Below are 21,734 nucleotides of genomic sequence, written 5' to 3' on the forward strand. Positions count from 1 at the left end.
AACATGCACACCCTTCTGAGGATCACCCCGCTGGCGCTGGCGGCGCTGGCGGGCACCGCGCTCGCCGCCCCGCCCACAGGGGACGACGGCGCCGACGTGCAGGCGCTGGCCAACCAGTTGGAACAGCTGAAGGCCAACTACGCACAGGAAGTGCGGCGGTTGCGCGAACTGGACATGCAGGTGCAGGCCATGCAGGCGCGGTTGAGCGGGCGTACGGGCGCCACTGGGCCGGCAACGGCGGCGGCAACCGGCACGGGCGCGGCAGTCGAGCATGGCTCGACTCTACAGACGTCGCCGGGCAGCGAAGGTTATGCCAGTACCGCTGCCGAGGCCCAGCAGGCCAGGCAGGAGTCGCGGCGCAGCGTGGACGACGTGAAGCAGCAGCAATCGGCCCTGTTCTCCCGTCGCTTCACCATCGAGAACAGCCTCACCTACGCCCGTTACGACCGCAAGCAGCTCACCCTCAACGGCTTCCTCGCGTTGGACGCGATCTTCCTCGGCAATATCGCCATCGAGAACGTGGAGTCCGACTCGCTGACCTACAACGTGGCGGCCCGCTGGGGCGTCAGCCCGAACCTGACGCTCAACCTGGATGTGCCCTACCTGGCGCGGCGCACCGTGTATCAGAAAGGCGGCGCCGGCGGTGCAGCGGCCGCCATCGCGCAGGAGCAGACCAACGGCAACGGCCTGGGCGACATTGGCCTGAGCGCGAACTACCGGCTGTTCGGCGAACGCGGCTGGCGCCTGGAGACCGTGCTTACGGCCGGTGTCACCGCCCCCACCGGGCGCGCACCCTACGGCCTGGACTGGAAGGTGATCGAGCGCGATGACGATGACTACATCCGCTTCGCCGTGCCACGCGAGCAACCCACCGGCAATGGCGTATGGCAGGCCAACCTTGGCCTGTCGATGGTGAAGACCGCCGACCCGGCCATCCTGTTTGCCAACATCGGTTACGTGCACTCCATCCCGCGCGGCTTCAGCGACATCGACAGCAATCCCGACACGGTCAATCCGGGCGACGTGAAGCTGGGCGGCTCGGTGTACTTCGGCGCAGGCGTGGCCTTTGCGTTCAACGAGCGGACCAGCCTGAGCCTGTCCTTCAGTGACCGCATCAGCGCCCGCGCCTCCACCCGCTTCCAGGGCGGCAAATGGATGAAGGTGATCGGCAGTGACGCCAATGCGGCGTCACTGAACCTGGGCGTGACCTACGCGTTGAACCAGCACACCACGCTGGTGACGCTGCTGGGCATCGGGCTGACCCCGGACGCGCCGGACTTCACTCTCGCCTTCAAGATCCCGTACATGTTGTAGCGACAGCGCCCGGCCCGGCGCTGCGCACGGCATGGGAACGGCGCGGATTCATCTTCCGGCACCACAGCAGTCCCTGCCCGCTGCTATATTCAGTCCAGCTCGGCAGGCATGGTGCCTGCCCTCGAATCACAGGGAGTTGGTCATGGGTCTGGTACAGGCGGTGAAGGGTGCGGTGGGCGGTGTGCTGGCCGACCAGTGGAAGGACTTCTACACCGTGCCGGCAGGCCTGCCGTCCACGGCCGCCCTCTTCGCGGCGGTGCCGCAGGGCACCAATGCCGGCCGCGGCTCCAACACCAGCGGCTCGTCCAACATCATCACCAACGGCTCGAAGATCATCGTGCCGGAGGGCTACGGCCTGCTGCTGTTCCAGGACGGCGCGATCACTGCGTTCGTCGCCGAACCGGGTGGCTATGAGTGGCGTTCGGACGATCTGAACTCGCAGTCGATCTTCGCCGGCGACGGCCTGGTCAGCACCTTCATCAAGCAGAGCTGGGAACGCTTCAAGTTCGGCGGCCAGCCGGGCTCGCAGCAGGCCGCGTATTTCGTCTCGCTGAAGGAACTGCCGGACAACCGCTTCGGCACCCAGTCGGAAATCTACTGGGACGACGGTTTCCTCAATACCCAGGTCGGTGCGATCACCCGCGGCTCGTACACGCTGAAGATCGTCGACCCGATCCTGTTCGTGAAGAACTTCGTACCGGCCAGCTACCTGCGGCCGGGCCAGGTGTTCGACTTCACCGATCTGGACAACGCCGCTGCCAGCCAGCTGTTCAATGAAGTGGTCGGTTCGCTGGCCCCGGCCTTCAGCCTGTATACCAACGATCCGGGCAAGGGCAACCGCATCACCAAGCTGCAGCAGGACTCGCTGGGCTTCGCGCAGAGCCTGTCGGCCGCCGTCGAGCAGGCTTACCAGTGGAAGTCCGACCGCGGCCTGGCCATCGTCAAGACCGCCATCGTCTCGATCGAGTACGACGCCAACACCCGCGAACTGCTGAAGACCGTGCAGCGCGCCGATGCGCTGTCCGGTTCGCGCGGCAATTCCAACCTGCAGGCCAGCGTCGCCCAGGGCATCCAGTCGGCCGGCGAGAACGGCGGTGCGGCGGGCCTGGTAGGTGTCGGCATGGCCTCGGGCATGTTCGGTGTCGGCGGCATGCAGCAGCCGGCCACCCCGGCTGCCGACGATCCGGTGGCCAAGCTGAAGAAGGCCAAGGAAATGCTGGACCTGGGCTTGATCACCCAGAGCGATTACGACGCGCTCAAGGCCAAGGCACTGGGCCTGTAACAGCAGGACGCACAACCGACATGTCCGATCCCCGACACGGCCCACCGCCGCTGCCCGGATCCGCGCCCGCGACGCCGCCGCCCTTGCCGGCGGCGTCGTTGGATGGGCCCGGTTCGCCGCAGGACGTCCCTCCCCTGCCCGGCAGCTTCCCGCTGGACACCTCGAAGGTGCCACAGGCCATCCGCGATGAAGTGGAAGCGCCCGATCCTGTGGCCATCGATACCTCGGCCAGCGAGCTGAAGGACGGCCTCAACCGCTGCCCGAAGTGCGGCGCCACTGACATCCGGCCCAAGGCCGGCACCGACATCCTCGTCTGCCTGTACTGCCGTCACGAATGGCATGGCGCACGCGTCGAGGAGGAATTCGGCTTGGGCGACGCCATCGACCAGCTGCGCGGTACGGTCATTGCCTCCGGTGCGCGTGACATCGATGCCGACACCTCGGCACTGATGACGTTCAAATGCACCGGTTGCGGCGCCGAAGTCACGGTCAATACCGAAAGTACGATGACGGCGCGCTGCCACTGGTGCCGCCACGTGTTTGGCGTCAACGAGCAGATCGCCAACGGCGCGGTGCCCGATGCGGTGCTGCCCTTCCACATCAAGAAGGACGATGCGGTCGCGCGCATCCGCCAGTTCGTCGACAAGCGCCGCATGTTCGCGCTGAAGGCGTTCAAGGACCAGTTCACCCCGGAAAACGTGGTGGGCGTGTTCCTGCCCTACATGATCGTCGACAGCAATGTCAGCGCGGCCGTGGCCGGCAAGGGCGAGATCAAGACGCGTGAGTACACGGTGGGCAGCGAGAAGAACAAGCGCACCCTGTATGACGCAGACGTCTACCAGGTCGAACGCCAGGTCGACTTCACCGTCGATGACCTGCCCCTGGAATCCTCAGCCGAGCGCGGCAATCTCGATACCCGCGCCAATACGAACAACATCATCAACACCATCCTGCCGTTCGACACCAAGAACGCCGTGAAGTGGAACGCCTCGTACCTGGCCGGCTTCACTTCGGAGAAGCGCAACCTGGATGTCGAAAAGCTGCGGCCACGGCTGGAAGACCAGCTGCTGTCCATTGCCCGTGCACAGGTGGAAGGCTCGGTGAAGCGCTACAACCGCGGCGTGCGCTGGGAGCAGGAACAGCTGGAAGTGCGCGGCACCCGATGGGTGTCGATGTACCTGCCGGTGTGGTTGTACTCGTACCACCAGCCCGGCAAGAACGGCGGCATGCTGCACTACATCGCGGTGAACGGCCGTACCGGCGAAACCATGGGCAGCGTGCCCGTGCAGCAATGGAAGATGCTGCTGGCGGCACTGGCCACCGGCACCGTCATTGAAGCCCTCGCAATTGCCTTCCTGGTGGCATCGACATGAGCGACGACAGTGGCCTCTGGCTGTTGGCGGCAGGACCAGCCGGCGCAACCGCGCTGTACTGGGCGCTGTACCGCTATTACCGCAACACCGACAAATCGCATTCCTTCGAGCACGAGACCGCCATCGAGGCCAAGCCGGTCACCGGCTCGGACCAGCAGGTGGGCCGGGTTACCGGCACCGAGGAGAAGCGCATCCGCGGTGACAACGTGTATGAGTACCGGAAACGGGTGGTAAGGGTGAAGCCCGAAGAATAGAGCAAGGCCATGCCTGGCTGCGGGGAGCGCCGGCCGCCGGCCGGCATTCCCTCAGTCTCTGGACATCAAAGGGGAGCCGGCCAGCGGCCGGCACTACCTGTCAACCGGCCTGCCCCAGCCGCACCTTCAACTGCTGGATCTCCTGCTCGCTCACCCCGATCGACTTCAGGTAACCCTCGGCACCACCGTACTGGCTGTGCAGCGCGGCCAGGAACTGTTCCATGTTGTCCGGTGCGGTACCGGACATGCCAGCCATCTTGCGTGCGATCTCGGGGTTCTGTTTGACCAGCGCCATGATCTGCGCGTTCATCGCGCTGTCCTTCGGCTGCCCTTCCAGGTAATGCGCGGAGATCGCGTAGTTGTGCACGATCTCGGCCTTGGGCACGCCGGCCAGGTCCAGCAGCAGCCCGGCGATGATGCCGGTGCGGTCCTTGCCGGCCGTGCAATGGAACAGCACCGCACCGTCCTGCTGCGCGGCAATGCGCTGGAACACCTGCTTGAACTGCGGCTGGCTGTGGCCCAGCCACTGCACGTAGGCTTCGCCCAGCGAATCTGGGAAGCTGGTCATCATCTTCTGCAGGTCCATCTTCTCGGTACCCATCAGCGAGATGCGCTGGTAGTCGAAGCGGTCGTCCCTGGCCAGCAGGTCCGGCGACTGTGCTTCCTCATCGGCGGTGCGCAGATCGATGTCCAGCTTCACGCCAGCGGCAGCCAAAGCGTCACGGTCGGCTTCGGTCAGGCGCCCAAGATCAGCGGTACGCACGAACGCATCGGCTGGAATCGGGCCGTGGCGACCTTGCAGGCCGGCGAACGTACGCACGTTCCAGGCGCCCTGCAACGGAATCACCCGCTGCGCATCGGCAGCGACCGGCTTCACGTTGGCAGCGGCGGGCGCCTTCGCGGCGACGGCCTGCGGCGCATCAGCGGCAACAGCCGTCGCGGCCAGCGGCAGGCTCAGCATCAGGGCCAGGGCGAGTTCGGTATGGCGGGTCTTCATGGGGTTCTCCGTTCGAATCAGAAGTTGACGGCCACATCCAGGCCGAAGGTGCGCGGGTCGTTGAAGATGCCGCTCTGGCCCAGCGCCGCGCTGTTGATCTTGTAGAACAGGTGCTGCTCATCCAGCAGGTTGCGTGCCCACAGCGAGAACGACATCGTGGTGCCGGTGCCGTTGACCGGCACATCCACCAATGCCACCCGTGCATTCACCACGAACGAGCTGTCGGTGAGCATCTGGTCGTACTCGCTGGTGTAGTAGCCGTCGGACCAGTTGCCGTCCAAATGGAACTTCAGTGCCGAGAAGTTGGCGAACGGCACCAGATAGTCGGCCGACAGGCTGCCCGCATTCTTCGGTGCCAGCAGCGGCTGCACGGTCACCTGCACGCCAGCGCCGAACGGGTCGGTTGCTGTCTGCGCATCGATCTTCGTGTAGGCGTAGTTGAGGCCGAGGGTGAGGTTGTCGACCGGCATCACGTTGAATTCCAGCTCCGCACCCCGGGACTTGCCATCGCTCAGTGCGTTGGTGGTGACCATGGTGGTGCGTGTTTCACCGCTGTTCGGGTCGAACGGCAGCGAGAAGTCCATCTGCTTGTGCGCGATGGTCGAATCGAACACGGCCAGGTTCAGGCGTGCACGGTTGTCCCAGAACTGCGATTTGAAGCCCAGCTCATAGGCCGTCACTTCCTCCGGACCGAAGGCCGCGTAATTGGTCGAACGTGAGTTGGCGCCACCCGCCTTGAAGCCGGTGCTGTACTTGGCATAGACCATGGCGTGTTCGCCAAGGTCGTAGGCAATGTTGACCATCGGGTCGAAGCGGCTCCAGCGGTCCTTGAACGCAAGGTTGGTGGCGGCACCGTTGACGATGTACAGGTTGCCCTTCTTGTCATCACGGGTGTAGCGACCGCCGGCCGTCAGGTGCAGGCGCTGCAGTGCTTCCGGTGTCCACGTGGCCTGGCCGAACACGCCCAGGCTGTCGGTCCACGCCTTGCTGGCACGGTCGATACGCACCCGGGAAAGATCCAGCGGATTGGTCGCGGGGTTCACCGTGTAGCTGTTGCCACCCGGCCCCCACACCAGCATGTTCGGGGTCTGTGCATTGTCGCCAGCGGTCTCGTGGTAGTAGAACGCACCGCCAAGGAACTGCACCTGCGAGGTGTTACCGATCAGCTGGAATTCCTGGCTGTACTGGTGCTGGTAGACCTGGGCCAGGCTGTAGCGGCCGAACGGCGTGCCGGCGCCACCATAGGCCGAGATCGCATCGACCAGGCCCATGTCGAACTGGCCCTGAGTCAGCTCGCGGTAGGAACTGATCGACTTCAGCTCAAGGTTGTCATTCAATGCCCACGACAGGTTCAACAGATGGCCGCTGGTGCGGCCGATATTGTCTTCCTGCGGCCCGCCCAGGATGGCGCTGTCGCGGCGGTCCTGGCTGGCACCTGCCTTCTGCAGCGGGCTGAGGTAGGCGCCCGGTACCAGGACCTGGGTGTGATACGGCGTGGTGGCATCGTAGGAGCGGTCGAAGGCGTACAGCAGCGAGAAGTCATCGCTCGGCTGCCACAGCGCGCTCAGGCGTGCGCCGCGCTTGTCGTAGCTGTTGAAGTCGCGCTCGCCGCGCATGGGATTGTCGGTGGTGCCGCCGCGTTTGGCCTGTACGGCGTCGATCTTGAAGCTGACATCGCCCACCTTGGGCAGGTCCAGGTGCAGCGCACTGTTGTACCCACTGAAGTTGGACACCCCGGCGCTGACGCTGCCGCCAAACTCGCCGGTCGGCGCCTTGGTCACGATGCTCACGGCGCCGCCTTCGGTATTGCGGCCGAACAGCGTGCCCTGCGGGCCCTTCAGCACTTCGATGCGCTCCACGTCGTAGAGCATGCTGCCCAGGCCCTGCGCGCGGCCCATGAACACGCCATCGACGTAGATGCCGACGCCGGCATCGCGCGCCGGCTGGTTGGCGTCGCCGGAGGCGCCGATGCCACGGATGCCGATATTCAGTGCGGAACTGCGGGTGGCGAACGGCGTGACCCGCAACGACGGGATGGAGCCATCGGACAGGCTGCCGAGCGAGATCGCGCTGCGATCCTTCAGCGCTTCGGCATCGACCACCGACACCGAGATCGGCGTCTCCTGCAGGTTGGTGGCGCGCTTCTGGGCGGTCACCATTACCTGGTCGAGGGCGACCACGGTACGTGCGGCATCGGCGGACGCGCTGGCGTCGGCGCTGGGGCTGTCTTCGGCATGGGCCAGCGCCGGCAGAGCGGCGGCGATGGCGAGGGTGAGCAGCGGGCGGTGCAGCATAGCGTGGCGCATCGGACTCATTCGCGGAAGGAGAAGGCCGGCGCAGTCTGGGAGGCGGGAATTACAAATGAATGACCGTTCATTCACACCTTTTGTGACGTACTATCCCGCCTCTGGACGCCCTGACCTCACGCAATGACGCCGAGATCCGCCGTAGCCCCGACCGCCGAAGATCCTGCTGCAGCCCATGCCGAGGCCCAGCGCCGGCGCATCCTCGACGCCGCCCAGAAGTGCTTCATCACTCGTGGATTTCACGCCGGGTCCATCGGCGATATCGCCGCCGAGGCCGAGATCAGCCAAGGCTTGATGTACCGCTATTTCGCCAACAAGCGCGCCCTGATCCTGGCGCTGATCGAGCGCCAGCTGCGTCACGACCAGGCCTCGATCAGCGAGATGCCGGCGGCCTCGGACCTGGTCGATGGCCTGCTCGCGTGCTATCAGCAATGGGCGCGCGGTGAAGTGCTGCCTATTCACGGCAATGCGATTGCAAGCGTTGCGCTGTACGCGGAAATCAATGCCGAAGCCCATCGCGATCCGGAGCTGGCCGGTGTGCTGCGTACCCATGACAAGCAGACCAGCGCCGCCATCCATGCCTGGCTGCGCCAGCGCGATGCCAGCCTTGGCCGGGTTCTGGACGAAGAGCAGATTGCCGGCCGCACCCTGCTGCTGCGGTTGCTGGTAGAAGGCCTGGCCATGCGCGCCGTGCGCGATCCCGACCTGCCACCGGAACGGGTACGCGCCCTGCTGGCCGATGCAATTGGGCGCGTGATGGCGGATTGAACGGTGGTGCCGCCCGCTGGCCGGCACCCTGGGCCGAAACGACTGTATCAGATGAAGAAGCGGGCCGGCAGAACCTTCTGTGCGGCCTTTACGCTCGCCTTGAAGTACCAGGACGCCAACGCAAGGAATCCCATGACGACCAGCAGCCCGTATCCCGGGCGTCCCCAGCTTGCGATCGGGGCTGCACCTGCCACTGCAACAAACGTGCGACCCGCAATGTACAGCAGGGTGCTGGAGATCGATGCGACGGTAGCGCAGAACGCCAGACTGATAAGGGCGTACCAGACGGGCACCTCTCCACCGTTCGAGCGGGGAGTAGGGTCAGGCATCGGCGAGGAAAGTTTGCGATTCATCGAAGTCTCTTCAGGTCATGGAAAAATAGTCGACGTCGCTTCGAACAGGATCGGCAACGACGACTGACCCAAGCGTAGGGCCTGGCGTCCGCAGTCCCGTCGTCTAACCGGCTTGATCGCAGCGGCAGTTGGGCCCCTGCCCGGCCCCGGCACATCGGACACCTGCACATCCCGGGGACATGCCCGTCCGGAAGATCAGGCATCCACCTGCCCTCCCCCTTGCCTTGATGTCTGCTCCCACCGGTTCCCGTCTGGTCATCTACGCCGCCCTCGCGGGCAACCTGGCCATCGCCATCGCCAAGTTCATCGCTGCCGGCATCTCCGGCAGCTCGGCCATGCTCAGTGAGGGCGTGCATTCGCTGGTCGACACATTGAATGAACTCCTGCTGCTGTACGGGCTGCGCCGTGCCGGCAAGGCGCCGGATTCCCTGCATCCATTTGGCTACGGCCGCGAGCTGTACTTCTGGAGCTTCATCGTCGCCCTGCTGGTGTTCGCCGCCGGCGCCGGTGTTTCGGCCTACGAGGGCATCCAGCATATCCGCCGGCCGGAACCGGCCACCAACCATGCACTGAGCTACAGCGTGCTGGGCATCTCCATCCTGTTCGAGGGTGCCTCCTGGTGGGTGGCGCTGCGCGAGTTCCGGCGTACCAAAGGCAAGCTTGGCTACTTCGAAGCCTTCCGCCGCAGCAAGGATCCTTCCACCTTCACCGTACTGCTGGAAGACAGCGCTGCGTTGCTCGGGCTGGGCTTCGCGTTGATCGGCCTGGTGGCCGCGCAGGCGCTGGATATGCCGGTGCTTGATGGTGTGGCGTCGCTGTGCATCGCCGGCGTGCTGGCCGCAACCGCCTTCCTCCTGGCCCGTGAAACCAAGGGCCTGCTGGTTGGAGAGCCTGCTCACCCGGCGGTGGCCCAGCGGATCATGGCGGTGGCGGAAACTGATCCGGACCTGCGCCGCGCGAACGGCGTGACCACCATGCAGATGGGACCGGAACAGGTCGTGGCCATGCTCAGCGCCGAGTTCGAGGATGACCGGAAGACGCCCCAGATCGAGGCGTGCATCACCCGCATCGAAACGGCGGTGAAGCGCGAGTATCCGGAACTGGTGGCACTGTTCATCAAACCGCAGACACCCGAGGTCTATGCCGCCCGGCGCGCCGCGCTGGCTGCACCGCCCGCGCCGGAATGACGCTGCGTCTGCGCCCGTTTCACCAGCCCAATGCCACAGTGCCACCAACATTTGCCCGAGCCTGCCTCTACCGTGCCGGATTGGTTGCCCGCCGCTCTTCAGATCCTCCCCCGCAGCTTCTACCGGCGCCCGCCCGTCGAGGTTGCGCCCGAGCTGCTCAACAAACTGCTGGTCCGTGACGATGGCCGAACGGGTCGCATCGTTGAAGTCGAAGCGTACGCGGGCAGCGTCGATCCGGCGGCGCACTCCTATCGCGGGCAGACGCCGCGCACGGCCAGCATGTTCGGCGACGCCGGGCACCTGTATGTCTACTTCACTTACGGCATGCACTGGGGCAGTAACGTTGTCTGCGGCGAAGTGGGTGAAGGGGTGGCGGTGCTGCTGCGGGCCATCGAGCCGCTGGTGGGCCTGGAGCGCATGCGCGAACTGCGCCCCGCCGCGCGCCGCGACCACGATCTGGCCAGCGGCCCCGGCAAGTTGTCACAGGCCTTCGGGCTGGACCGCAGCTTCGACGGCGCCGATCTGGTGACCGGCAGCCACGGCATTGTCATCGCCAGCGACGGCGTGCAGCCCCCGGAGGATCCAGTGATCGGGCCCCGCATCGGCATCAGCCGCGCCATTGATTTCCCTTGGCGGTGGCACATCCGTGATCACCGTCACGTATCGATCCAGCCACGTCGCGCTTCCGCCCCTGCGAGGAAACGATGATGACCCCGCTCGACAAACCACTGCGCCGCGAAGTGCACATTGATGGCCGTCCCTATACCCTCACCGTGGACCCCGAAGGCCTCAAGCTGGTTGAGAAGGGGCGCCGCAAGGGCATCACCCTACGCTGGCAGGACCTGGTATCCGGAGACGCCGCGCTGGCCGCCGCCTTGCAGGCATCGCTCCAACAGCATTGATCCGGCGCGCCCGCCTCACATCGGCATCACCCCGCCGTGGCGATACATAACGGTGCGCGCACTAGCGTAGCGCCAGACAGCCGCCGCAACCGCCCTCGCCACCCAGCCCTGAAAAGCGCCATGGACGAAGCCGAACGACTGCTCGAAATCGAACGACTCCATCTGCTGGATACGCCCCCTGAGCCGGTGTTCGATGCCATCGTCGCCGCGGCCCGCGCCGCGACCGGACTGACCATGGGCCTGATCACCGTGGTGGCCGAAGACCGCCAATGGTTCAAGGCCAACATCGGCCTGGAGGGCGTCAGCGAGACAGCCCGCGAGATCTCCTTCTGCACCCATGCCATACGCCAGGACGAGCTGTTCGAGATACCCGATGCGCGCCAGGACCCACGCTTTTCCACCAATCCGCTGGTCACCGGTGGGCCGCGCATCCGCCACTACGCCGGTATCCCTCTGGGTTCGGCCCATGGTGCACGCATTGGCACGCTGTGCCTGCTCGACCCGATGCCCGGTGTGCTGTCGCCCTCGCAGCGCGAACTGATGGTTCACTTGGCACGGGTCACCACCCAGGTGCTGGAACAGCGCAGCACCCTGATGGCGCAGGTTGCCCAGGCCAAAGCACTGCATCGCGAGTTGAAACGCAGCGAAGATTTTCTGGAGCGCACGAACCGCGCGGCGCGGGTGGGCGGCTGGGAGATGGACCTGCTCACCAACGAAGTGCGCTGGACCCGCGAAACCAAGCAACTGCACGGCGTGCGCAGCAACTTCGAGCCCACGTTGGAGACTGCACTCTCGTTCTATCGCGAGGACAGCCGCAACATCATCCGCGCCGCAGTGCAGCGCTGCATCGACGAAGGCAGGTCCTGGGAGGTGCAGCTGCCCATGACCACCGCCGACGAGCGCGCCATCTGGACCCGCGTGGTCGGTAGCCGGCAGCAGGTCGATGGCCGCCCGCGGCTGGTCGGGGCCATCCAGGACATCACCGAAGAGCGCGCCGCGCTGGATGCGCTGGAAGCCAGCGAGACGCGCTACCGCCGCCTGTTCCACTACAGCCTCGGCCTGATCTGCACGCACACGCTGGAAGGCGTTCTTACTTCGGTGAATCCTGCGGCCGTACAGTCATTGGGATACGATGAGGGCCAGATGATTGGGCGCAGCCTGTGTGACCTGATGCCGCCTGAGAAGCGCGAGGGTTTCAAGGCCTACCTCGCCCGGATCCAGGCCAACCACACCGATGCCGGCGTGATCGAACTGATCGCCGCCGATGGAGCGCGCCATTACTGGGCGTATCACAACGTGCTCGACAGCGAAGCCAACCCACCCTACGTGCTGGGGCATGCGCAGGACGTCACCGCGCTGCGGATGCAGGAACAGCAACTGCGCGAGATGTCCGTCAAGGATCCGCTTACCCAGAGCTACAACCGCCGCTTCCTGCCCCGCCTTGATGAACTGGCCGACCAGGCATGGGCCTGCCTGGTGTTCGATCTGGATCATTTCAAACAGGTCAACGACATCCAGGGCCATGCGCGGGGTGACGCCGTGCTGGTGGAATTCGCCGCCTTCCTGCGTTCGCCGCTGGGTACGGCGGAGAACGTGGTGCGCATGGGCGGTGACGAGTTCATGGTGGTGCTGACCGCCCCGCAACCGGGGCGGCTGGCCGCGCTGGAGCAGTGGTATACGCAGCACGCGGGGCAATCGCCCACGCCCTTCTCGATGGGGGCGACCCACCATGCAACGGGCGAGTCGGTGGCCGATACCCTGCAACGTGCCGACAGCCACCTGTATCGCGAGCGCGCCCGCGTGCGCAGGCACCCGCGGGCGTAGCCCTGATCAACCCCTGTCCGTATATCCCTGGCCGTCACACGGCGCTATGCTCGCCATCGGCCGCCCACGGCCGACTGGGGAACGCGCATGACCCGCAGCATCTGCCTCGCCCTGCTGCTGTTGCTGCTTCCTTCACTGGCGTTGCCGACGCCGACCCCTGCGCCGGTCGAAGCAAGGATACCTTTCGCACCGACTCTCTTTGTCGGCAGCGACGGCCTGCGCCATCTGGCCTACGAGCTGCACATCACCAACTACTACGGCGATACCGGTGCGCTGCAGCCGCAGTGGCTGCAGGTGCTGGGCGACGATGCCGGCACGCCGCTGCTGAGCCTGGACGCCTCTGCCCTGCGCCGCTGGGTGCGGCCGACGCCAGCGGAGGATGGCGTGGTCTCCATTGCGCCGGGCAAGCGTCTGGTGGTGTTCCTGTGGCTGTCACTGCCCGCCGCAGCCCACGTGCCGCATTCGCTCCGGCACCGCATGCTGCTGGAGACCGCGGACCACGGCAGAGTGGCGCTTGATGGCGCCCGCGTTGCGATCAACGCATCGCCAGCCATTGCGCTCGGTCCGCCCCTGCGAGGAGGCCGGTGGCTCGCCCACGAAGGACCCGGCGACGCGCAGTCACACCATTGGGGCAGCCTGGTAGCGGTGAATGGTGAGCTGACCATTCCGCAGCGCTTCGCACTCGATCTGGTCGGTGTCGACGAACACGGCCACGCACTGCGTTCGACCGCCAAGGATCTGCAGCACACGCGTCATTCGGACTGGATAGGATACGCAGCACCCGTACTGGCGGTCGCCGATGGCATCGTGCGCGCGGTGCGAGATGGGCAATCCGAGCATCCGCCCCTCATCCCACAGCCGGAGCCTGCCTCACTGACAGCAGACGGTCTGTTCGGGAACTACGTGGTCCTGGAAATCGCGCCGGGAGCCTTTGCCAGCTACGCCCATCTGCGCACCGGCAGCATCAGGGTGAAAGCCGGGCAACGTGTCCAGCGCGGACAGCCGCTGGCCGAACTTGGGCAGTCAGGCAACTCCGCCGCTCCGCATCTGCACTTCCAGCTTTCCAACAAGGCAAGCTTCGAAGGATCCGAAGGCATTCCCTATGTCTTCCAGGCCTTCGAGGATCTCGGCCCTGAAGGCGAAGCGCAGTTGTTCGGCCAGGGTGATGCCTGGAAGCCAGCCGTGGCCGCGCCACGGCAGAACCAGCTGCCGCTGAATGACATCGTCATCGCCTTTCCGCCGCACTGACACGCTCGCTCTGCCGCCGGGAATCCCGTGTAGAGCCGAAGGCCGCGGCAAGAGCCGTTGCCAACGTCGCGTGCGACGGCCCGAAGGGTGCCGGTCACGACGACCGGCATAGCCCAAGCTCGGCTCGCTGCACACAGCGCAGGGTGCCTTGCGGTCTGCACGGAGAGCAGCCGAGCGCGGGCTCGGCTCTACGGGTACCACGGCGGCCGACACTACTCCGCCGCCAATGCCTGGATAGGGTCCAGTTGTGCGGCATTGCGCGCCGGGAAGTAACCGAAACCGAGACCGATGGCAGACGAGCATGCCAGCGCGGCAAGTACCGGTCCAGGCGTGAACAGGAACGGCACCCCCAGCGACAGCAGGCTGGACAGGGCGCCCGCACCCAACGCGAACAACACGCCCAGCACGCCACCAAACAGGCAGATCAGCACCGCCTCGATCAGGAACTGGCGCAGGATGTCGCGCTGCCGCGCACCCACCGCCAGCCGCACGCCAATCTCGCGCACGCGCTCCTTTACCGACACCAGCATGATGTTCATCACGCCCACGCCACCGACCACCAGCGCCACCGCCGCGATCGCCGAAACCAGCGCCGCCATGGTCTGGCTGGATTTCATCACCGCCTTGCGGATCTGGTCCGAGTTGTAGATGAAGAAGTCGCGACGCCCGTGCAGCCGCTGCAGTTCCGCACCCAGCGAGACCTCCGCTGCACGGGTCGGAACGTCATCGCGCACACGCACGGTAATGCTCTCCAGCCGCTGGCTGCCAAGCAGGCGCGAGGCAGCCGAGGTGTAGGGAACGTAGACCGTCGGCGTGGCGCCACCGGCGAATGCATTGGGGCCGACCACGCCGATCACCTCGACCGGCATGCCGCCCAGCAGCACCGTGCTGCCGATGGGGTTGCCGGTGAACAACGCCTTCGCGGCCTTCTGGTCGACCACGCCCACCGCCCGATGCGCCTCCACCTCGGCGTCGGTGAGGAACCGGCCGGCCCTCAGGCGCAGCCCGCGCACGCGCGGCAGATCAGCACCGGCACCCAGCACCTGCGTGTTGGCGCGCCGGCCGCCCTGCAGTGCTGTCACCGAACCGCTCAGGTTGGGGCTGACACTGTCCACGTAACTGAGCGCGGCCAGATGGTCGGCATCCCCCACCACCAGCGTTTCGATCTCCGCCGAGCGCGGGTCACCGAAATCGGCGCCGGGGAATATCTCCAGTGTGCTGGCGCCCAGTTCATTGATCTGTGATTCCACCTGCGCCTGCGCGCCCTTGCCTAGCGCGACCACGGTCACCACGGCGGCCACGCCGATGATGATGCCGAGCATCGTCAACAAGGTCCGCAGTCGATGGGCCAGCATCGAACGCACCGCCATCCGGGCGGCCTCGCGTACCGCGTCCAGGCGCGCCCGGCGCTCGGCAGTCAGGGACGGACCGCGTTCGGCGATGGACGCAGCGGGCGTCAACACCGGCGCCCTGTCACCACGATCGGCGACCACACGTCCGTCGGCAATCTCTATCACCCGGCCGGCATGCGCGGCAATTGCAGCGTCATGGGTCACCAGGATCACCGTATGGCCTTGCCCATGCAGGCGCTTCAGTTCGGCCATCACCTGCTGGCCACTGGCGTGATCGAGCGCGCCGGTCGGCTCGTCGGCCAGTACGATGGCGCCGCCGTTCATCAGCGAACGCGCGATCGACACGCGCTGCTGCTGGCCGCCGGACAGCTGGCTCGGCCGGTTTGCGGTGCGTTCGCCGAGGCCCAGCGTTTCCAGCAGCCCGCGGGCACGCGCGGTACGCGTCTCTGCATCCACGCCCGCATAGACCGCCGGCAATGCCACGTTCTCGGTGGCGCTCAGGTTCTCCATCAGGTTGTAGCGCTGGAAGATGAAGCCGAAGTGCTCGCGGCGCAGCCGGGCCATCGCATCCGGCGCCATCTGCTCGGTGGCCTCGCCGTTCACGCGATAGCTGCCTTCGGTTGGCCGGTCCAGGCAGCCGAGGATGTTCATCAACGTTGATTTTCCCGAACCGGACGGGCCGATGATGGCGATGAACTCACCGGCGTCGATACGCAGCGAGACATCCTTCAGCACCACCACTTCACCCGCGGCCGAGCGATAGGTGCGCGATACGCCATGCAGTTCCAGCAGAGCATCGGCCATGCTCAGATCCCCAACAGGCTGGCAGCTTCCGGCTCAGCGCCGCTTGGCGCCTGGCCGACCACCACGTTCTCGCCTGCCTTCAGCCCGGACAGGATCTGCACCGCCGTCGCGGTGCGCAAACCCGTGCTGACCTCACGCTCGGTGACGCGGCCCTTTGCATCGACCACCTGCACCGTGTCGCGGTTGCTGTCCTTGCCTTCGGATTCGGTCAATGCGGTCAACGGCACCTGCAGTGCGTTGGCAGCGCGTGCCAGTTGCAGGGTGACCTTCACCGTCATCGACGGTTTCAGCTTCAGGCCCGGATTGGCCACATCGAACAGGCCGGCGTAGTACACCGCCTTGGGCGTCTGCGCCGAGCCACCCGCACTGCTGCCGGCCATATCGGCAATCGTCGACGGCGCAGGCTCCAGCTGCTGCAGATGGGATTCGTAGCGGCGGCCACTCGGGCCCAGTGTCGAAAACCACAGCGGCTGGCCGGGCGCGACCAGCTCCACATCGGCCTCCGCGATCTCGGCGCGCACGGTCATCGTATCCATCTGCGCCAGCATCACGATGGTCGGCGTGGTCTGCATCGAGTTCAACGTCTGCCCGGCCTTGGTCACGATAGCGACGATGTACCCGTCGCTGGGCGAGACGATGCGGGAATAGCCGAGGTTGATACGTGCGGTTTCGACCTGGGTCACGGCCTGGTCGATCTGCGCCTGCAGCGCGGCCATCTCCGAGCGCGCCGTATCACGTGCCACCCGCGCGGCCTCGAAACCTTCCTGTGACACCAGGCGTGACGCCACCAGCTGCGACTGCCGCTCGTAGACACGGCTGGACTGGGCGTAACGGGCCTGGCTGGCCGCATGCTGGGCACGCAACGTGTTGGTGGCCGCTTCAGCGCTGCGCAGGGCGATGCGCTGCGGCTGCGAGTCGACCTCGGCAATCAGGTCGCCGGCCTGTACGCGCTGGCCCAGCACCACATGCAGGCGCTTGACCTGGCCGGACACCTGCGCGCCCACCGCCACCAGCTCCTTCGGGTTGACCCGGCCCACCGCCTGCACGGTCTTTTCCAGATCCGCCACTCTTGCCGGCGCGGTGATCAACGCGGCATCATCGCTGTCTGCGAAGGCCCACCAGCCTGCGGCACCCGCAATGAGAGCCACGGCTGCGGCGATGGTCCAGATCCTGCGGTTGTTCATCGAAACGCCCGGCTGCGGGCGGCCACCCAGTGCGACCGCTGAGGCCGCAGTCTGCAAGCCAGGGGTGGACGTTTCTTGGAGCCACTGTGGAGATTGCATGGAGATCCGGCAGCCGTTCAGGCACGCCGCCGCCGGCTGAACCAGGCGATCCGTGTCCACGCAATCTCGACACAATCTCGACCGAGTCTCCATCAATGGCGGCTAGCCTCGGCAACTTGCCGACTGCCTGCCCACCGTGCTCCGTCCCCATCCAGACCTGCCGTCGATCGATGTGCGCCGCGCCTACCTGGCCTGGTGCGCACCTTCGCCGTGGCTGCTCGCCCTGGTACTGGCATCGACCACTGATTGGATGCTGGCCAGTCTCCATGTGCTAGCGCCCCTGCTGGCAGGCTTCGGTGCTACCGCCCTGCTGTGGTTCCGCAGCGATGGGCCAGGCCACGCGAGCCGCCTCGGATCGCCCGCTTCGCTGGCGCTGATCGGCTTGGCAATCTGGTCGGAGCCGACGCCAACCGCCGCCGGTGCCACGCTGCATCTGCTGCTCGCCCTCGCCACCCTGCTGGTCGCCACCCAGATGACGCTCCGCCTGCGCGCCATCCTGCACATGGCCACCCGCCTGCAGGCACGGGTGGATGCGGCCGACATGGCATCACGCTGGGCCCGTTTGTCGGCAGCGGTATCCGCTCTGGCTGCGCGGGATCTGCGCGAAGGGCGGCCGCTGGCGCCGTCGTTGCGTCGCACGCTGGTGCTGGCCACGCTGGCCTGGGCCGCCAACGAGGAAGCACAGGCCATGGAACGCCGACGATGACCTCTCCACTGACATCGCCCTCACCTGCTCACTTTCCAAAGCCGCATCACGCAATGAAACCCGATACCCGCATGCGCCAGGCGCCCCTGGTCCTGATTGCCGAAGACGAAGGCGAGATCGCCGACATCCTTGGTGCGTACCTGGCGCGTTCCGGCCTGCGCAGCGTCCGCGCGGTCGATGGCGAGGCGGCCCTGGCCAGTCATCGCCAGCTACGCCCGGATCTGGTGCTGCTGGATGTGCAGATGCCGAGAATGGATGGATGGCAGGTGCTGAGCGAACTGCGCAGGCGTGGCAATACGCCGGTGATCATGCTCACCGCACTCGACCAGGACGTGGACAAGTTGACCGGCCTGCGCGTCGGCGCCGACGACTATGTAGCCAAGCCATTCAATCCGGCCGAGATCGTCGCCCGTATCCAGGCGGTGCTGCGGCGGAGTGCCAGAGAACCCAGCGATGCGCCCAGCGGGGTGATCCGCCAGGGACCGTTCGAGATCGACCTGCGCAGCCATGAGGTGACAGTGCGCACAGATGAGCAACTGCACGCACTGACCTTCACGCTCACCGAGTTCCGCCTGCTGGTACACATGGCGCGCGCACCGCGCCAGGTGCACAGCCGGCTGGATCTGCTGCACAACTGCCTGCCCGAGGGCGATGCGCAGGAACGGACGGTGGACAGCCACGTCAGCAAACTGCGCCGCAAGCTGGAAGACGTCGGCGTCATCGGCATTCCGGCCACCATCCGTGGCGTTGGCTACCGTTTCCTGGACTGAATGATGAACCCCAAAGGCAAGAGCATCGGCCGCCAGATCACGCTGTCCATCACGGTCGCCTCGCTGTGCTCGACGGTGCTGTCGATCAGCGGCTTCTACCTGTTCTACTACCTGATGGAAGTGTTCTATCCGCGTTGGTACGACGAGCCGGAAACCATCATGCCATCGGGGCTGGAGTGGCTGTGGATCGGCTTGACCGCCTCCGTTGTCGTCATCTTCGCCACGCTGGTCGCCTCGCGCCTGACCCGCCGCATCATCACGCCATTGAACTCGGTGGCCGAAAGCCTGCGCCGGGTCGCCAGCGGTGATCTGGAGGCACGTGCACGCGGCGGCGACACCTCGATGACCGAAGCGGCCACGCTGGTCAGCGATTTCAACTCCATGGCCGAGCGGCTCAGCCGGATGTCCGAGAACCGGGTGTTCTGGAACGCCGCGATCGCGCACGAACTGCGCACGCCGATGACCATCCTGCGCGGCCGCCTGCAGGGCATTGCCGAAGGGGTATTCGAACCGGGCCCGGAACAGTTCAACAGCATGCTCACCCAGCTGGAAGGCCTGACCCGGATCATCGAGGACCTGCGCGTGGTCAGCCTGGCCGAGAGTGGTCATCTGGATCTTCGTCTGCAGCGCAGCGATGTCAGCGTACAGGTGGCGGCAGTGGTGGAAGCGATGTCCGAAGCGCTGACCGAAAGTGGCTTCTCGGTGACCCTGGATGCGCGCCCGTCACTGGCCGACTGCGATCCCGCACGCATCCGCCAGGCGGTGCTGGCGCTGCTGGAGAACGCGCGGCGGCATGCCATTCCGTGTCCGCTGCGGGTGGCCGTCACCCTGGCCGAGGGCCATTGCACCGTGGCCGTGGAGGATGGCGGCCCCGGCGTGCCGGACGAGCTGTGCGACAGCATCTTCGAGGCCTTCCAGCGCACCGATGTCTCGCGTTCGCGGCAGAGCGGTGGCTCCGGGCTAGGTCTGGCGGTAGTACGTGCGATTGCCGTGGCCCATCACGGAACCGCGCAGTGCCGGGCTACCGAACGTGGCGGCAGTTCGTTCGAGATCCGCTGGCCGGTACATGCACGTCGTTGAGGGCGCAACGTTGCGGCAGACGCTGCTCTGGTAGCGGCCCACCTTGGTGGGCATTCGCATCACTGAACGGCGCCGATTTCTCCACGCAATCTCCATCGTCCCTCCATGCCCGCTCCAAAGGGCTGCCGATACTGGGCGTGACCAGGGAGGCGGCAGGTATCCACCCCCTGCCCTGTCTCCACCTTGCCCAGGCATCCCCATGAAACACCCTCACGATCCGGCGGCAGCCGCCGGTAGCATCGGGCAGCAAAACGCGGCCGCCACCCTCAAGGCCATCCTGCGCACCTACCCGTGGCAGCTCACCGGCACGTTCTCGCTGGTGGCGCTGGAGAACGCGCTGCTGCTGGCGTATCCGCTGTTTGCCGGCTTCGCGGTGGACGCAATCATCCGCGGCGACATCGGCCACGCCATCTCGTACGCCGGCGTCGTGCTGTTGTTCTGGCTGGTCGGTGCCGCCCGCCGTGCGGTCGATACCCGTACCTTCACCCGCATCTATGCCAACCTGGCGGTGAATGTGGTGCAGGCACAGCGCAGGCTGGGCCACGCCACCTCCACCTCGGCCGCACGCGTGGTGCTGGCCCGCGAGTTCGTCGACTTCTTCGAGAAGCACGTGCCGATCATCGCCACCGCGCTGGTATCGATGTTCGGTGCGGCGGTGATGCTGCTGGTGATCGAACCGCTGGTGGGCGCCGCGAGCCTGATCGCACTGCTTGGCGCAGTGTTGCTGATGCCGTCGTTCGCACGCCGCAACGAGCAGCTGCATGGGCGCCTGAACAACCGGCTGGAACATGAAATCCGACTGGTTAACCGGGTCAGCCCCTCGGTGCTGCGTCGCCACTACACCACGCTGTCGCGGCTGCGTATCCTGCTATCTGATCGCGAAGCTGGGGCCTTCGTGGTGGTGGGCGCGGCGGCGGCGGTGTTGTTCGCGGTGACCATCGGCCGTCTCGCCACCACCGACGGTGTTACCCCGGGTCATGTGTACGCGGTGATGACCTACCTGTGGACGTTCGTCGGCAGCCTGGACGATGCACCGTCGATGGTGGATCAGCTGGCGCGCTTGAAGGACATCGGCCGCCGCGTCAGCCCGGGGATGAACGATGCGGAGCGCAAGGATGCCGCTTGACCGGTAAATGCCCACCTTGGTGGGCAACGATGTATCGCGGCGCCAACCAAGGTTGGCGACTACCGGGGCAACGGTGCCAACCAAGATTGAGGGGTTACCCAGAGGCTGCCGTGCGTCCGCACATCGCCAACGCACCGATGATCAATGCCTCCATGCTGCGGTCGAACTCGGCCTGCTGTGCCTTCCTATCCAGTGGCCGCCGCGACGTATCGACCACCGCATTCCGCGAGTACACGGTGTCGGCCAACGCCACGGCGTGATACGCCACGGTCGACAGCAACCACGCTGCCTGCTCCAGCGGGAGGCCATGTGCACGACTGAACTCGGCATGATGGCGCTGGATGCGGGCCAGCATCTCCGGCGTCTTCGCGCCGTGGCTGACCAGGAATGGCGCCAGGCCCGGATTGGCATCCACCAGCGCCCGCAGTGAACGCTGGAATGCGCGCAGGTCCTCCTCGATGCTGCGCCGGCCAGCGGCATCCAGCGCCGGCGCCTGCCAACGCTCGAAGATCGCCTCGGCCACCAGCTCGCGCAGCGCCGCCAGATTCGCCACATGCTTGTACAGCGCGATGTGGCTCACCCCCAGCGCCGCCGCCACGCCCACGAAGCTCAGCGCCGGCAGCGTCATTGCAATGCCGGCGTCGGCGATGCGGTCGCGGGTGATGGTGGGCGGTCGCCCACGGGTGGCGGTCTTTTTCGGTGCAGCCATGCGGTAACGGCTCCTGCGCGATGCGCGGGCAAGGGCTGCCATGGTGGTCCGCAGCGACGCGGTGGTCAACGCATCCCGTGGCCGCTGGACAGGCCT

At 66.1% G+C, this 21,734-nt stretch carries 20 protein-coding genes; 14 read left to right on the forward strand and 6 right to left on the reverse strand.

All coding sequences use genetic code 11. The features are described 5' to 3' along the window. Positions 1-3: 3 nt before the first annotated feature. The 4 genes from FQS62_RS12400 (at position 4) to FQS62_RS12415 (ending at position 4,223) form a co-directional block, all read left to right on the forward strand. Complete coding sequence (locus FQS62_RS12400) at positions 4-1,314, forward strand: transporter (RefSeq protein WP_208043497.1); 1,311 nt, start codon at positions 4-6, stop codon at positions 1,312-1,314. A 142-nt stretch (positions 1,315-1,456) separates the two neighbouring features. Next, positions 1,457-2,596, forward strand: coding sequence for an SPFH domain-containing protein (locus FQS62_RS12405; protein WP_208043496.1), 1,140 nt, complete (start codon positions 1,457-1,459; stop codon positions 2,594-2,596). A 20-nt stretch (positions 2,597-2,616) separates the two neighbouring features. Further along, complete coding sequence (locus tag FQS62_RS12410; RefSeq protein WP_208043495.1) at positions 2,617-3,969, forward strand: TFIIB-type zinc ribbon-containing protein; 1,353 nt, start codon at positions 2,617-2,619, stop codon at positions 3,967-3,969. Further along, positions 3,966-4,223, forward strand: coding sequence for a hypothetical protein (locus FQS62_RS12415; RefSeq protein ID WP_057499425.1), 258 nt, complete (start codon positions 3,966-3,968; stop codon positions 4,221-4,223). The genes FQS62_RS12410 and FQS62_RS12415 overlap by 4 nt, the downstream gene beginning before the upstream one ends. 100 nt (positions 4,224-4,323) lie before the next feature. On the opposite strand, the gene FQS62_RS12420 is transcribed toward FQS62_RS12415, so the two are convergent. Continuing rightward, on the reverse strand, positions 4,324-5,220 hold the full coding sequence (locus tag FQS62_RS12420; protein WP_099589564.1) for a tyrosine-protein phosphatase: 897 nt from the start codon (positions 5,218-5,220) through the stop codon (positions 4,324-4,326). Between the two features lie 17 nt (positions 5,221-5,237). Continuing rightward, positions 5,238-7,526 carry a TonB-dependent receptor gene (locus FQS62_RS12425; protein ID WP_199120784.1) on the reverse strand — a complete coding sequence of 763 codons (2,289 nt, stop codon included), beginning with the start codon at positions 7,524-7,526 and terminating at the stop codon, positions 5,238-5,240. A 123-nt stretch (positions 7,527-7,649) separates the two neighbouring features. Between FQS62_RS12425 and FQS62_RS12430 the strand changes: the two genes are divergently transcribed. Next, positions 7,650-8,294, forward strand: a complete 645-nt coding sequence (locus tag FQS62_RS12430) for a TetR/AcrR family transcriptional regulator (RefSeq protein ID WP_088479284.1) — start codon at positions 7,650-7,652, stop codon at positions 8,292-8,294. Between the two features lie 47 nt (positions 8,295-8,341). Here FQS62_RS12430 and FQS62_RS12435 read toward each other — a convergent pair whose 3' ends face one another. Further along, complete coding sequence (locus tag FQS62_RS12435; protein ID WP_208043494.1) at positions 8,342-8,647, reverse strand: hypothetical protein; 306 nt, start codon at positions 8,645-8,647, stop codon at positions 8,342-8,344. A gap of 227 nt (positions 8,648-8,874) precedes the next feature. On the opposite strand from FQS62_RS12435, the gene FQS62_RS12440 reads away from it, so the two are divergent. The 5 genes from FQS62_RS12440 (at position 8,875) to FQS62_RS12460 (ending at position 13,808) form a co-directional block, all read left to right on the forward strand. Then, positions 8,875-9,834 (forward strand): cation diffusion facilitator family transporter, encoded by a 960-nt coding sequence (locus tag FQS62_RS12440; RefSeq protein WP_057499427.1) that lies wholly within the window; start codon positions 8,875-8,877, stop codon positions 9,832-9,834. A gap of 72 nt (positions 9,835-9,906) precedes the next feature. Continuing rightward, complete coding sequence (locus tag FQS62_RS12445; RefSeq protein ID WP_099589562.1) at positions 9,907-10,542, forward strand: DNA-3-methyladenine glycosylase; 636 nt, start codon at positions 9,907-9,909, stop codon at positions 10,540-10,542. Next, on the forward strand, positions 10,542-10,736 hold the full coding sequence (locus FQS62_RS12450) for a hypothetical protein (RefSeq protein ID WP_164078483.1): 195 nt from the start codon (positions 10,542-10,544) through the stop codon (positions 10,734-10,736). Before FQS62_RS12445 ends, FQS62_RS12450 begins: the two co-directional genes overlap by 1 nt. Positions 10,737-10,856: 120 nt before the next feature. Further along, complete coding sequence (locus tag FQS62_RS12455) at positions 10,857-12,560, forward strand: sensor domain-containing diguanylate cyclase (RefSeq protein ID WP_208043493.1); 1,704 nt, start codon at positions 10,857-10,859, stop codon at positions 12,558-12,560. An 87-nt stretch (positions 12,561-12,647) separates the two neighbouring features. Further along, positions 12,648-13,808, forward strand: coding sequence for a M23 family metallopeptidase (locus FQS62_RS12460; RefSeq protein ID WP_164078485.1), 1,161 nt, complete (start codon positions 12,648-12,650; stop codon positions 13,806-13,808). A gap of 212 nt (positions 13,809-14,020) precedes the next feature. Here the strand turns inward: FQS62_RS12460 and FQS62_RS12465 are convergent, their stop codons facing one another. Together FQS62_RS12465 and FQS62_RS12470 are read right to left on the reverse strand one after the other, a co-directional pair. Continuing rightward, positions 14,021-15,964 (reverse strand): MacB family efflux pump subunit, encoded by a 1,944-nt coding sequence (locus tag FQS62_RS12465; protein WP_208043492.1) that lies wholly within the window; start codon positions 15,962-15,964, stop codon positions 14,021-14,023. Positions 15,965-15,966: 2 nt separating this feature from the next. Next, positions 15,967-17,148, reverse strand: coding sequence for an efflux RND transporter periplasmic adaptor subunit (locus tag FQS62_RS12470; RefSeq protein ID WP_208043491.1), 1,182 nt, complete (start codon positions 17,146-17,148; stop codon positions 15,967-15,969). 235 nt (positions 17,149-17,383) lie between these two features. On the opposite strand from FQS62_RS12470, the gene FQS62_RS12475 reads away from it, so the two are divergent. The 4 genes from FQS62_RS12475 (at position 17,384) to FQS62_RS12490 (ending at position 20,929) form a co-directional block, all read left to right on the forward strand. Next, a complete protein-coding gene (locus FQS62_RS12475) occupies positions 17,384-17,953 on the forward strand; it encodes a hypothetical protein (protein ID WP_208043490.1) in 570 nt (189 codons plus the stop codon). A gap of 53 nt (positions 17,954-18,006) precedes the next feature. Continuing rightward, positions 18,007-18,723, forward strand: a complete 717-nt coding sequence (locus tag FQS62_RS12480; RefSeq protein ID WP_208043489.1) for a response regulator — start codon at positions 18,007-18,009, stop codon at positions 18,721-18,723. A 3-nt stretch (positions 18,724-18,726) separates the two neighbouring features. Then, the gene (locus FQS62_RS12485; RefSeq protein WP_208043488.1) at positions 18,727-19,803 is read left to right on the forward strand and encodes an ATP-binding protein; all 1,077 of its coding nucleotides are present in this window, start codon (positions 18,727-18,729) and stop codon (positions 19,801-19,803) included. A gap of 199 nt (positions 19,804-20,002) precedes the next feature. Continuing rightward, positions 20,003-20,929 (forward strand): ABC transporter six-transmembrane domain-containing protein, encoded by a 927-nt coding sequence (locus FQS62_RS12490; RefSeq protein WP_208043487.1) that lies wholly within the window; start codon positions 20,003-20,005, stop codon positions 20,927-20,929. A 94-nt stretch (positions 20,930-21,023) separates the two neighbouring features. On the opposite strand, the gene FQS62_RS12495 is transcribed toward FQS62_RS12490, so the two are convergent. Continuing rightward, a complete protein-coding gene (locus FQS62_RS12495) occupies positions 21,024-21,638 on the reverse strand; it encodes a TetR/AcrR family transcriptional regulator (protein ID WP_208043486.1) in 615 nt (204 codons plus the stop codon). Between the last annotated feature and the right edge of the window lie 96 nt (positions 21,639-21,734).

Source organism: Stenotrophomonas sp. SBJS02, assembly GCF_020428325.2.
Lineage (GTDB): Bacteria > Pseudomonadota > Gammaproteobacteria > Xanthomonadales > Xanthomonadaceae > Stenotrophomonas > Stenotrophomonas africana.